Source organism: Psittacicella melopsittaci (genome assembly GCF_003585925.1).
Classification (GTDB): domain Bacteria; phylum Pseudomonadota; class Gammaproteobacteria; order Enterobacterales; family Psittacicellaceae; genus Psittacicella; species Psittacicella melopsittaci.
In genome coordinates this window covers 5,032-20,352 of the sequence record NZ_NRJH01000009.1, presented here as the reverse complement: position 1 = coordinate 20,352, position 15,321 = coordinate 5,032, and the positions used below count along the sequence as shown (strand labels likewise).

General features: G+C 38.7%; 1 protein-coding gene (only partly in view). It reads right to left on the bottom strand.

Features of this window, described 5'->3' with window-relative positions; genetic code table 11:
- Window positions 1–15,321: the 5' portion of a hemagglutinin repeat-containing protein gene (locus tag CJP74_RS00965; RefSeq protein ID WP_119496408.1), read on the bottom strand. It extends 15,150 nt beyond the left edge of the window; 15,321 of the gene's 30,471 nt are visible here — the first part of the coding sequence; its start codon is at window positions 15,319–15,321; the stop codon falls past the left edge of the window.

Here is a 15,321-nt window from a genome sequence, read left to right as displayed (position 1 = left end):
TGCGTTAATTTCTGCATAAGGTAAGGTTACATTTCCAGACTTAGCCGTAATACTTACATTACCGCTAGTTGCTGTAACTTGAGATCTACTTGTTGCCGTAGCTTCACCAAATACATTATTTTGTGCCGTTAAGCTAATGTCGCCTTGTGCTGAGCTAATTGGCGTCGCAGTGAAAGTTAAATTATTAGTTGCACTCGAGTTAACATCTTGCGTCGCTTTTACGCTTGAGTTGCTTAGAGTAACATTAATTGCAGTAAAGCTAGCATTACCTGCAGAGTTAATTTCGCTCTTGTTTGTGAGAGATAAATTATTTTCTCCCGTTAAAGTAACATCTGAAGCCGTACCTGTAGTTGCTACTTTAGTTTGGTCGAGAGTAATATTTTTTGCTTTAATCTCGAGGCTATCACGGGAAGTAAAGTTGCTGGTAGTTGCACTTACATTGTTAGCCACCTTAACATTTACTTTACCTTGGTTAGCAGCCACATTAGTATTGGTTGCGGTTAAGTTGCCTGAGGTTGCGGTAATATTTACTACTGCTCCGTCATTAGTTACAGCAACATTAGAGCTATTGAGGTTAACATTTTGGCTAGCACATAAGTCTAGATTACCTTGAGTTGCGTTAACCGTAGAGTTAGTAACATTTAAGTCAGTTGCTGACTCAAGTTTAACGTTTTGTGTTGCATTAACGCTTGAGTTAGTTACATTAACTCTATTACCAGTTAAAGTGGTGTTCGCTGTAGAGCTAATGCGTGAAGCATTAGTTACATCTAAGCTTGCTTGAGCTGTAACTGTAACATTAGCTTTTGCACCTGTAGCATTCACGATGGTGTTGCTGAGGTTAACGTTTTTCGCGTTAAGAGCTAAATCATTACGAGCAGTAATGTTACTGTTCGTTGCATTAATGTTTTGTCCAACTTGAACTTTAACGCTACCTGCAGTTGCAGTTAGGTTACTGTTAGTTGTGGTTAAGTTACCATTAGTTGCGGTTACATTAACTTGAGCATTGTCAGCTTTAGCAGTTACATTGCTGTTAGCAAGGTTAATGTTGTTAGCTGCATTTAGCTCAACATTAGCTTTTTCTGAGTTAACTGTTGTGTTAGCTAAGCTAATGTTAGTCGTTGCTGTTAGGTTAGCTTTTTCGCTAGCGTTAACCGTTGAGTTAGTCAGATTTACCTGATCTGCGGCAATAGCTACCCCAGCCCCACGGGAAGTGAGGTTGAGAGTTTGGCCTGTTACATTGCCTTTAGCTTTAACTTCGATTGATTTGTTTGCTACTAGAGTTGCATTTTCTGCATCTACATTGTTTAGAGTAGCATTAACTCCAATAGTTTCAGTTGCATTTAATACGGTGCTCTTAATGCTTACGTTTTGTGCTGTTACGTTAATTGAACGGTCAGCACGTAAGTTAGTACTGTTAGTGATATTAACCGTACCATTTGGAGCACTTAAGTTAATGTCTTGACCCGCTTTAACACGTGTACCAGAAACATTCACAGAATTATTGCCACGTAAGCTTACATTACCAGCAGTAGCTGTGAGGTTGCTGCCTGTAACCGCAGTAGTAGACGTAGTCTCATTACCGAGAGAGATGTCTCCCGTTGTTGTTGCTAGGTTAGAGTTGTTTACTCCTAGAGTTTTACCACGTACTAGAGCGTTATTGCTTGCTGAAGCATTAACCCCTGTTAGGTTAACTGTTTCATTTGCGGTAATGGTTAGGTTATCACGCGTTGCGTTAACTGTAGCTTGGTTAACTCTTACGTTATTACCTGCTAGAGTTACAGCTGTACCACAAACTAATGAACCATTAGTGATATTTAACTCTTGGCTAGCAGTTGCATTAACTTCACCTTGGTTAGATTGAGCTTTAGTGTTGTTTAAGTTAATGTTTTTCGCTTTAAGCTCTAAATCTTGGTTACTTACAATCGCACTATTAGTCGCATTAATATTCTCACCAACATTAATACTTACGCTATTAGCGGCAATATTACTGTTATTAGCAAGAAGATTGCTATTAGTGGTGTTAACTACAACTTTACCTGTAGATGCAGTTGCGGTTAAGTTAGTACCAGTAGCAATAATGTCTCCTGTAGTTGCACTTACATTAACTTCATTATTTGCCTTCACTACCGAGTTAGTTAGCTCTACTTTGTTTTGCGCCCTAATTGAAGCACGATTACCTGCATTAATCTCTGCGTAAGGTAGAGTTACATTACCAGTTTTAGCGGTAATACTTACATTACCGTTGCTTGCGCTAACTTTAGATTTACTATCAGCCGTTGCATTACCAAATACATTGTTTTCTGCAGTTAGGTTAATATCACCTTCTTTAGAAGTTATCGGTGAAGCGGTAAAGGTTAGGTTGTTACTTGCTGTCGCAGTTACATTCTTAGTTGCAGTTACAGTTGTTTCACTTAGAGTTACATCTGTACCTGTTAAGCTTGCATTGCCTGTTGAAGTAACACTTGTACCATTATTGAGGCTAAGGTTCTCTTTAGCAGTCAGAGTTACGTCTGCTTTCTCTCCAGTAGCATTAACTTCAGTGTGATTGAGGTCTATATTGTTTGCAGTAATAGCTAAAGCTTCTTTAGCAGTAATGTTGCTATCAGCAGCAGTTACATTGTCTCTAACTGTTACTGATACACCACCTTGAGTTGCCGTAATATTGCTGTTAGTTGCATTTAAGCTACCTGCAGTTGCTGTTAGGTTAACTTTAGCACCATTAGCATTTGCAGCTACATTAGTGTTATTTAAGTTTAAGTCTTTAGTTGCAGTTAGGTCTACATTACCTGTAGATGCCGTAACTGTAGTGTTAGTTGCGTTAAGGTTGTCTTTTGCAACTACTTTAGTATTTACTTGTGCACTTACAGTGCTGTTAGTTAATTTAACTTCAGTACCAGTTAGACTAGTATTACCTTTAGTTGCGTTAACTAGAGTGTTAGTTGCATTAAGCTCACCAGTAGCCGTTACATTTGCATTAGTTGCACCAGTAACCTTAGCTTTAGTTAGAGTTAAATCCGCACCTGAAACTTCAGCGTTACCTTTATTTGCAGTTACTGAGGTATTAGTTGCATTTAGTTTGTTAGTTGATGCAACTTTAGCATTAACTTCAGCACTAATTGTGCTGTTAGTTAAGTTAACCTCATTACCAGTTAGAGTGGTGTTACCTTTAGTCGCGTTAACTACAGTGTTAGTTGCATTAAGCTCACCAGTCGCAGTTACATTTGCATTAGTTGCACCTGTAACCTTAGCTTTAGTTAGGGTAACATCTGCACCTTTAACTTCTGCATTAGCAGTTGTAGCGGTAACTGTAGTATTAGTCACTTTTAAGTTAGCTGATGCATTTACACTTGCATTAACTTGAGCAGATACACTGCTGTTAGTTAAGGTAGTCTCATTTGCTTTAACATCTGCACTACCAGTTTTAGCTGTTACTGATGTGTTAGTTGCAGTTAAGGCATTAGTTGCAGAAACATTTGCATTAATTGCTCCTGTAACATTGAATTTATTTAGAGTAACATCCGCACCTTTAACTGTTGCATTACCAGTTGTTGCTGTAATTGTAGTGTTAGTTGCAGTTAAAGTAGCTGAGGCATTAACGCTTGCATTACCTTGTGCAGTTACGGTGCTATTAGTTAGAGCTATGTCTTTTGCTTTTAAGCTTGAGTTACCTGCAGCTGCCGTAACTGTAGCATTATCTACATTTAGCGTGTTAGTTGCATTTAGCGTTGCATTACCTTTAGCTACAACTTTTGCTTTATCGCTGAGGCTGAGGTTGTTGCTTGCATTTAAAGTAATGTCTGCATTAGCACCAGTCGTGCTAATTGAAGTATTAGCACCTGTAATGTTAATTGCATTAATGCTAATTGCATTAGCTGCAGTAACGTTAGAGTTAGTTGCTGTTACATCCTTACCGACAGTTACATTTACTCCACCTGCAGTCGCAGTAATGTTACTGTTAGTTGCAGTTAAGTTACCAGCTTTTGCAGTTAGATTAATTTGTGCATCTTGTGCTTTAGCAGTTACATTGCTGTTATCAAGGTTGATATTGTTAGTTGCATTTAAGTCAACATTGCCAGTTTGGGCGTTAACTTTAGTTTTAGTTAAGCTAATGTTATTGCTTGCCGTTAAGTTAGCTTCTGCTGCAGCATTAACTGTTGAATTCGTTAGATTTACATCTTTTGCGGCAATAGCTACCCTAGCCCCACGGGAAGTGAGGTTTAGGGTTTGGCCAGTTACATTGCCTTGTGCAGCTTTAACTTCAATTGATTTACCTGCTACTAGAGTTGTATTTTCTCCTGTGAAGTCTTTGCTAGTTGCATTAACGCCAATGCTATCAGTAGCATTTAGAACTGCATCTTTAAGTTTAACTTCTTGTGCCGTTACGTTAATCGAACGTTCAGCGCGTAAGTTAGTTGTCTCACTAACATTAACTATACCTTGCGGAGCACTTAAGTTAATGTCTTTACCTGCATTAACTTTAGTTTGCGAAACATTAACAAACTGGTTACCACTTACACTTACATTACCTGCAGTTGCGGTTAAAGTAGCTCCTGTAATGTTAGTTCTCGCCGTATTTGTATCACCAACTGACACATCACCTTTAGATGCTTCTAAAGTACCTTCAGTTACATCAATTGAGCTACCACGTACAAAGGTGTTGTTAGCAGCTTTAGCTGTAGTGCTTGTTAAGTTAACTGCTTTAGTTGCAGCAATAGTGATGTTCTCACTTGTTGCAGTAAGAGTTGCTTGTTTAACATTTACTTGAGCTCCACGTAAGCTTGCATTAGCTCCTGCAACCTCTGAAGCATCAGTTACATTTAAGTTAGTTGTAGCTTCTAGGTTTACATCTCCACTCGTTGATTGAGCTTTAGTGTTATTGAGGCTAATGTTACCTGCTTGGAGACTTAAACTATTAGTACTAGTGAGGTTACTATTAGTTGCATTTATGTCTTTGCCAACGTTTACGCTAATAGTATTTGCCGCTAGATTAGTATTTGTCGCAACAAAGTTACTTTGCTCTGTGTTTACTAATAATTTACCGTCAGCTGCCGTAGCATTTAAGTTAGTACCTGTGGCAATAATGTCACCGCTAGTTGCACTCACATTAACTGCATTGCTTGCTTTAACTTCGGAGTTAGTTAACTCTACTTGTTTTTCTGCACTAATCGAAGCACGATTACCTGCGTTAATTTCTGCATAAGGTAGAGTTACATTACCAGACTTAGCAGTAATACTTACATTACCATTTGTTGCTGTAACTTGAGATTTGTTCTCAGCTGTCGCATTACCAAATACATTATTTTGCGCAGTTAGGCTAATGTCACCTTGTGCCGAGCTAATTGGAGTAGCGGTAAAGGTTAAGTTATTACCTGCGGTTGCAGTTACATTCTTAGTTGCCGTTATGCAAGAACCTGTTAGGTTAAGGTCAGTTGTTGCCTCTAATTTAGCGTTTTCTTGTGTTTTAACACTTGAGTTAGTGAGGTTAACAGATTTACCTTTTAAGCTTGCATTAGCTGTAGCTTCAATGCTACTTGTATTAGTTACATTTAAGCTCGCATTAGCCGTGAGACTTACATTAGAGTTAGCTCCAGTAGCATTAACTTTTGTGTTATTTAAGTTAATGTTATTAGCATTAACAGCTAGGCTTTCTTGAGCTGTGAGGTTAGAGGTTAAGGCATTTACATCCTTACCTACAGTTACGGCAATACTACCTTGAGTTGCACTAATATTGCTATTAGTTGTACTGAGGTTACCCTGAGTTGCACTTAGATTAACCTTAGCACCTTGGGCATTAGCACTTAAATTAGAGTTATCAAGGGTGATATTCTTACCAGCGTTAAGTTCAACGTCTTTATTTACTGAGTTAACTCTAGTGCTAGTTAAGCTCAGGTTAGTTGTTGCACTAAGGTTAGCTTTATCGCTTGCATTAACCGTTGTATTAGTTAGATTTACCTGATTTGCGGCAATAGCTACCCCAGCCCCACGGGAAGTGAGGTTGAGAGTTTGGCCAATTACTTTGCCATTAGCAGCTTTAACTTCAATTGAGCCGTTTGCTACTAGAGTTGCATTATCTGCCTCTACATTGTTTTGCGTTGCAATAACACCAATGGTTGCAGTTGCATTTAAATCTGTGTTCTTAATGCTTACGTTTTGTGCCGTTACATTAATCGAACGGTCAGCACGTAAGTTAGTGTTCTTAGTAATATTAACTGTACCTTGCGGAGCACTTAAGTTAATGTCTAGGTGAGCTTTAATTCTAGTTCCAGAAACATTAACAAACTCATTACCACTTACACTTACATTACCTGCAGTTGCAGTTAAGGTTGCTCCAGTAATGTTAGTTCTCGCCGTAGCTCCATCCCCAACTGACACATCACCTTTAGTTGCTTCTAAAGTACCTTCAGTTACATCAATTGAGCTACCACGCACAAAGGTATTGTTAGCTGCTTTAGCGGTAGTGCTTGTTAAGTTAACTGCTTTAGTTGCAGCAATAGTAATGTTCTCACCTGTTGCACTAACTGTAGCTTGGCTAACTGTTACGTTATTACCAGCCAGAGTTACATCTGTACCACAAACTACAGAGTTATTAGAGATATTTAACTCTGCTGTAGCCGTTGCATTAACTTTACCTTGGCTTGCTTGTGCTTTAGTGTTGTTGAGGTTAATGTTATTCGCTTTAAGGTCTAGATCTGCAGTACTACTAATGTTTGTATTAGTTGCATTGATATCTTTACCTACATTAATTGCTACGGTGTGAGCAGAGATATTGCTATTAGTTGCAATTAAGCTTGCCTCTGTAGTATTCACAACTACTTTACCCTTGTCTGCAGTTGTAGTGAGGTTAGTACCTACGGCATTAATGTTGCCTGTAGTTGCAGTTACATTAACTTCCTTGCTCGCTTTCACAACTGAGTTAGTTAACTCAACTTGTTTTTGCGCTCTAATCGAAGCACTATTACCTGCGTTAATATCTGCATAAGGTAGAGTTACATTACCAGTTTTCGCCGTAATACTTACATTACCGCTAGTTGCTGTAACTTGAGATCTACTATCTGCCGTAGCTTCACCAAATACATTATTTTCTGCCGTTAAGCTAATGTCACCTTGTTCTGAGCTAATTGGCGTAGCAGTGAAAGTTAAATTATTAGTTGCACTCGCATTAACATCTTGCGTCGCTTTTACGTTTGAGTTGCTTAGAGTAACATTAATTGCAGTAAAGCTAGCATTACCTGCCGAGTTAATTTCGCTCTTGCTCGTGATAGTTAAATTATTTGCTCCCGTTAAAGTAATATCAGAAGTATCACCTGTAGTTGCTACTTTGGCTTGGTCGAGAGTAATATTTTTTGCTTTAATCTCGAGGCTATCACGGGAAGTAAAGTTGCTCGTAGTTGCACTTACATTGTTAGCAACCTTAACATTTACTTTACCTTGGTTAGCTGCTACATTAGCATTAGTTGCATTTAGGCTACCTGTAGAAGCAGTAATATTAATGCTCGCTCCCTCGCCTGTAGTTGCTACATTTGAGCTATTTAAATTAACGTCATTAGCAGCAATGAGGTCGAGATTACCTGTACTAGAGTTAACGCTAGCGTTAGTTAAGTTTAAGTTGGTTGCTGATTCAAGTTTGGCATTTTTTCTAGCCTGAACTTTAGAGTCAGTGATATTTACAACTTTACCCTTGAGGCTAGTGTTAGCGGTTGAGTTAATCTTACTTTGGTTAGTTACTTCTAAAGCTTGGCTAGCAGTTAAGCTAACATTAGCTTGAGTGCCTGTAGCATTAATTAATGTGTTATTTAAGTCTATGTTAATCGCTGTAACATTTAAGTCTTTGGCTGCCGTAAAATTAGATTCACTTGCCGTAACATTTTGGGCAACAGTTACATTAATGCTACCTTTTTCCGCACTTATATTGGCTTTAGTGCTACTTAAGTTACCTGCTTTTGCCGTGAGGTTAATCTGGCTATTTTCCCCTTTAGCCGCAACATTGCTCTTGTCAAGCTTGAGGTTTTCTCCTGCAGTTAGCTCAACATTAGTGCTGTTAGAGTTAACACTAGAGTTAGCTAAGCTAATATTATTAGTTGCAGTTAAGTTTGCCTCTGTCTCAGCTGTAAGAGTAGAATCGGTAAGGCTGATATTATTTGTGGCAATAGCTACCCCAGCCCCACGGGAAGTGAGACTAAAAGCTTGACCTGTAACATTACCTTTGTTAGCTTTAACTTCAATTGACTGTCCTGCTTCAAGAGAAGTATTTTTTCCATCTACATTAGTAGCTGTCGCATTTACACCAATAGTAGTACCAGCCGTTAACCCCGCTTGGTTGAGGTTCACTTGCAGAGCAGTGAGGTTAATAGATCTACCTGCTTGGATGTTTTGAGAGTTAGAGATATTCACTGTCCCTTGTGGCACACTGAGGTTAATATCTTGTCCAGCATCTATGCTAGTAGCAGAGAGATTAACACCGTTATTGCCAGTTACACTTACATCCTTCCCTGAGGTTAGACTAGTCGAGCTCAGGTTGGTCGCTTGGGTGCTCAGATTACCTAAGGAAATATCTCCTTGGCTCGCTACGAGCGTGCTCGAAGCTACATCTATATTTGTGCCTCGCACAAAAGTATGATTCGCTGCTTGGGAACTAAGAGTAGTTAAGTTCACGGCATTAGTAGCACAAAGAGTAATATTTTCTGCGCTTGCGGTAATAGTAGCCTTGTTTACTTTAATGTTAGTCGCAGTTAAACAAGCACTAGTACCCTCAATTGCCGAGCCATTGCTAATGCTCAGATTTTCTTGTGCATTTACATGTGTTTGCTCTTCTTTTGCTTTAACTTGAGTATTACTAAAGTTAATGTAAATAGCTTCGAGGGTCAGAGCTTTATTAACTAAAATGCTACTATTAGCTGCATCTATATTTTGTCCCACCTTAAAGGTTGCTGCATCAGCGCTCAGATTAGAATTTTCCGCTTTGAGGTTACCTTTAGGGGTGTTAACTTCAAGGCGCTTTTGAGCTGTAAGGTTAGTTCCATTTAAGCTAAGGTCACCAGTAGTAGCACTTACATTAACTAGATCCACGCCAGAAATTACCGAGCGAGTTGCATTTACTACTGGAGCAGTTACATGGCTAGAGGTTGCATTTATTTGGCTGTTGCTTAAGCTTGCAGCCGTAGTTGCATTAACATAGGCATGGGCACCAGCTTGCACTTGCGTTGCAGTTAAAGTGGCATTATTTTGGGCATTAAGGTTAGCGTTGCCAGTAAGAGCCTTAACTTGAGCTTGGTTTAAGCTCAGGTTGTTAGTAGCACTGAGGTTAACCGAAGTCGAAGCATTTACCTTAGCATCGTTTAGACTGATATCTTTAGTTGCAAGAGCAATGCTATTGCCACTTGAAGTAAGGTTAACCTTTTCTCCTGTAATTTGGTTTACCGCTTTAACTTCAATAGAGTCTTGTGCCACTAAAGTAGCATTATCTAAAGTTACTCTATCTTCTGTGGCATTAATACCAATAGTAGTACCTGCATTTAATACCGAGCCTCCACTTAAGGACACATTGAGGGCGGTAAGATTAATACTTTGCTCGGCACGGATTTTACTTGCCTGAGAAATATTAACAATTCCCGTTGGTGAACTTAGGTTAACTTCTTTCCCTGCATTAATATTTGTTGCCGAAGCATTAACAAACGCACTTGCCCCCACAGATACAGCTCCCGATGTAGCATTTAAGTTAGAATTTGTAAGATCTACATGAGTTGTAGTTTGATCACCTAGAGCAATATAACCTGTACTTGTGCTTACATTGGTATCGCTTACTTTTATTTTAATTGCCGAGAAATTAACGCCAGTAGAAGCTGCAATATTAGAGTTATCGCTTACATTAAGGTTATTACTCGCCGCAAAAGTAATTTGTCCCTCTGTTGACTTAACGTTAGTTCCCGCAAGGTTGATATTTACGGCATCTAAATTTAGGCTATCTCTACTCGCAAAGTTAGCGTGATTTGCGTTAATATCTTCACTTACATTTACATCAACACTATATCCTGAGATATTAGCGTTATGGGCAATAAGTCCACCAGCTGCCGTATTAACTACAACTTTACCTGTAGCCTCTGCCCCTGTTAGGTTCGAGCCTACTAGATAAATATTTCCTTGGCTCGTAGTTACATTAACTTCAGTGCCCGCTTTTACAATTGAGGCATTGAGGTTAATAGGAGCAGTAGCAGTAATTTGTGCAGTTTTACCTGCTTCAATTTCTGCATATGGTAGGGTTACATAACCAGATTTTGCCGTAACTGTAACATTACCTTGGCTAGTTTTTAGTTCAGATTTATGCGTTGCCGTAGCATAACCTATAACATTTTTTTCCGCGAGAAGGCTAATATCCCCTTGTTGGGTTTTTATTGCCGTAGATACAAAAGTAAGGTTATTGCCTGCTTTTGCTGTTACATTATCTACCGCACTAAGGCTTGCTTGACTGAGAGTAACATCTTCTGGTGCAGTTAAAGTAACATTACCTTGCGAGATAACACTAGTGCTATTTACTAGACTTAGATTATTACTTGCGGTTAGGCTTACATTTGCTTTATCACCATGAGCATAAACTTGAGTGTTATTTAAGCTAATGTTAATTGCCTTAACTTCGAGATTATCTTTTGCCGTAAGGTTAGAGTTGTGGGCATTAAAGTCTTTAGCCACAGTTACATTAACCACCCCTTGCCATGCAACCATATTACTATTAGTTGCATTAATATAACCTGTAGTTGCCGTTACATTGAGGTGAGCTCCTGCTTTAGAGTGGAGAGTTGAATCTATAAGAATGAGATTTTCTTGTCCACGAGCGTCAATATTCCCCGTTACGGCAGTAACACTTGTATTAGTTAAGGTGAGGTTCTCAGTTTTGGATGTAAGACTTGCAGAAGTAGCAGCATTCACCACCGCATGAGTTAAGGTTACATTATTTGCGGCAATAGTTACCCCGCCCTCAGTGGAAGTGAGGTTGAGAAGGGTACCAGTAACCTTTTCTGGTGCCGTTACATTAATTGCTTTATTTGCACGGATGCTAGTATTAGTCAGGCTTGCTTGTTTTGTTGCCTCAACAGTTGCATTGCCCCCGACATTAAAAGCTTGTCCGTGAATTTTAATATTGGTTGCGGTAATATTTAAGTGACGACCAACTTTATGCTGGTTATTTTCGCCAGTTAAGCTCAGGTTGTTTGGAGCGGTAATATTTAAATCTAACCCTGTACTAAAGTTAGAGTTATTAACACTAACATTATCTTTAACGCCCACACTTACGTTACCAGCTTTAGAGCTCAGATTACTTGCGTTAATGCTTGTATTTTCGGTGCTAGTATTACCGAGGTTGAGGTCTGAGTTAGACTCACCTTGAGCTGCTAAATTTGAGCTATCAACATTCACATACTGTGAAGAAACGTTAATGTTTGACGCTGAGGTAATGTTAGATTCGCTAATATTAATGCTACTTGCATTACCAATTTGGATGTTAACATCTCCCGACCCCGAGCTAATGTTACTTTTACTTACATTTAGGAGTCCAGCATGGTCTGCTCCTGAGATAACCGTAACCGCTTGCCCTGCTGAAACATTAGAGCCGTTTAAAGCAAAGTTACTATCTACAGATTGAATTGAGACATTAGCTTGGGTTGAGGTTAAATTAGAGCCAGTTACATTTAAGTCACCAGTATGTTGATACAGAGTAACATTGTTTTTCGCATAAAGGCTTGAGTTGGTTAAGTTAATGGTGTTTGGGTTAACTGTACCACAACCTGTAGTTAGAGTTACATTAGCTTCTGTTGAAGCTATATTAGAGCCTTCAACTACATTAACTTCTTTTACGCTTGCATTATCACCACCAAGGATAATGTTAGCTTGCGCAACCACATTTGAGTTAACTATATCGAGCTTGCTACTTGTATTAAGAGTAATTGCTGGTTCTTTGCCATCATTACCTGCAGCTAAAGTCGAAACAAAGTTCGAGTTTAACAGGGTAATATCTTGGGCATTTTGGGTTTGAACATTAATTCTCTCACCTTTAACCCCTGTGTGATCAAAAATAACTGTACCATCGAGGTTGTTAATCACTTTAGCGTATTTACCTGCCTCAATAGAGCCATGGTTATAGATGAGGCTAAAGTTATTTTTTGGTCCACTTGCGGTAATTACAGCCGTGAGGGTAACATTCTCGCCTGCTTTTAAATGGCTATTATTAAATGTGAGGTTAGTTGCAGTACCTACGGTGCCTGTAGTACAGAGGTTTACAGCTACGTTTTGCTGGCTTGAGGTTACATTAAAGCCATCAATTTTTGTTGGGCTCGCCTCACCTGCACTAGTTGCCTCGATAATACTAAAGTTTACAGTTGCATTGTTAACTGCACTGAGACTAAAGTTCGAGAAGTTTACTGATGTATTAGTCCAATTTAAGCTTGCTTGATTGCCTGCACTAATATTTACATTACTAAAGGTAGTTGTTTGGCTAGACAGACTTGTACAAGTTGAGTTAGCAGTAAAGTTATTAACAGCCGTAAAGCTTGCATTAACAAAGTTTTGCTTGTTGCTGCGACTAGTTAGTAAAGTTACATTAGCTGCGGAAATATTTGCTCCGTTGTAACTTTTTTCTAAAAATGTATCTGTGTAGTTAGCAGAAGCAGTTACATTAAAGTTAGTGGCATTTAATTTACTTGCAGTGCCAAGAGTAAAGTTTACTTCTTTAACATTATTGAAAGTAACATTGTCTAAATCAAGGTTATATTGCCCTGTGTTAGCACGAATTGGATGCACACTATAGTTATTTACGCTAGTGTTATTTAAGGCAACATTAAATACATCAGTATTAGTTGCAGTATTTCTTAAAAAGAAATCACCCGAGCTAGTAGCATCACCTGTAAGGTTAGAGCTATTAATCGATAATGAGCCACCGTTTACGGCAAAGTTAGCATTTTTAACATTTTTAAACTCTAGCTCCGAGAAGCTATTGCTTTGTTTAGTGGTAACAGTAACGCAAACTTGTCCTGTAACATCGGTTACTGCCGTTTTATTGAGGTTGATTTTAGATGCACAAACTAAGAGATTTTGAGCAGTAAAACAACTCACGTCACCTATGGTTACTACCCCACTAGAACTAGTAGTGCAAATTAGGGTGTCACCTGTGGTGTTAAAACTACGATTCGAAATATTAATGCTATTTCCCGTAGTAATGTTAACTGTACTTGCGGTAAAGGTATTAACAACAGGGAAGGCTGGAACAAAGCCTGTGTCTGTGGTATTGGTTATATTTATAGAACCACGACTGCGAAGAAAAATTTGCCCTGGAGCAGTAAAGTTGGAGTTACCAACATTAATGATGTTATGAGAAGTATTTAAAATAATGTCCTGAGCAGAAGTTAGGATTGCATCTTTAACATCAACATAGTTAGAGTTATTAAACACCATGCTTCCTGTAGTAGTGGTCACTCTACTATAGTGAATTTGGATTGCTGCTCTTATGTTATAGACATTAAATGCCCCTGCAGTAACATTAGCCCCCTCAAAGAGGAACCAAATATCTGGATTGTAAACATTAATAGTCCCTGCTACGGTCATATTACTATTAAAAAACTGTACATGACGAGCATAGATATTTAGGTTACTATTTGGGTTGGTAGTATTAATATGCTGATCAAGAAAGTAGAATTGGATTTGGTTATTTGCCGTAAGAGATACCGAAGATGTTGCTAGAGTAGCATTTATCTGGCTAGCATAGATAAAAGTATACTCATTGTTACCTTTTGTAGCTTGACGAACATTAAAGGAAGCACATCCAGTAATATCATCATTGATATGAATATTACTGAATCTAAACTTATATCTATCGTATACAACATCCCAATTTGGCGTATCGTTTATAATAACCATAGAGTTAGGGTCAAGTAACCAGTTACCTGTATTCCCATATTTAGAACGCGTATCTACATAGAGATCTGGTGCTAAGTCTAAAGTAGAACCAGATGTTTCTACTAGACCACCATCCCCATATACTGAAGTAGCTGCATAGGAACCATCGTAATAGGCAATATTACCCCAAGCAATGATCTTACCTGCATCTTGCTCTGTACCTGAAACGTTTAGTTCTACCCCATTTTGTACTACAGTTCTAGCTGCAAGTTTTTTCTCCCCTGCACCTTTATCATCACCACCAAGATACACTTGTCCACCTTGTTTACCTGAGGCATCAATAACCGCAGGACTACCTAAGTAAACCATATCTCCAAGCACGCTAACATTGCCTCCCTTGCCAGTGGCATTGGAAGCATTAATAGTGCCTGTAAGAACTACTGCTCCAGTTTGGTTGGTCGTTTGAGCAGCAATTTGGCTATCGTTTAAATTAGTATTAAGGAGAGTATCTGACTCGGAAGCTCCATAAAGTACTACTTCACCGTTTGCGGTAATAGTTGCTTTACGAGCTGAGTCTTGGGAAGAAATTAAGTCCGTAAAAGGGCTAGCGGTAGTGTAACCTACAGCCACTTTATTTGCCAGTAAATAGGCACGTTTAGAGACAATTTCCCCGAGGTTAACCGCTTTGTTATCCGCAGTAACCTTGTAAGAAATTAATGGATTGTCTAAATCTTGAATGGTAATTGATTGCCCTGCAAGTAAGTAAACAGTACCGTTTTTTGCTTCAAGTACACCTGTGTTTACTACTTTACCCCCAACCAGAGCTAAAGTACCGTCATCTTTTACTTTAATAACCCCTTGGTTAAGGACACTTGCAATTGCTTGGTCTTTTTCTTGATTAAATACGTAGTTGCCGTTAATAAAGTCGTCATTGCTAATATCTAGCGTTGAAGCAACTAAAGATTGCACGTTTACTACCGAATTTGCTCCAAAAACAATACCTGCTGGGTTAACGATAAATACTTTACCGTTTGACTCTAAGGTACCGAGAATTTGAGACACGCTACCGCCCAGCACTCGGTTAAGTACTGCAGAATTGGAGCTTTCTTGGATAAATCTAACTAATTCATTACTGCCTATGTTAAATTTTTGCCATTCGATAATCGCACCATTACTGTTAGTAATGGTAGTTACTAAGTCCTTAGTAACAATTTCAACCTGACCATTAATAATAGTAGCATCTGCAAAAGAACTTGCATAAGCAGTTCCTAGAGGCATGGTAAGTAGTAAGCCTCCTAGCAGTTTACTTACTTTATTAAAGCTAAAGAGCTTTCTTGACTCTGAGCTGTTGAGAGTTCCTGTTGCACAATTGGTCGCTAGTTCAGAAACTACTTCAAGAGAAAGCGTACTGCGATTAAATTTTAATTTGTAGATCTTATTCAT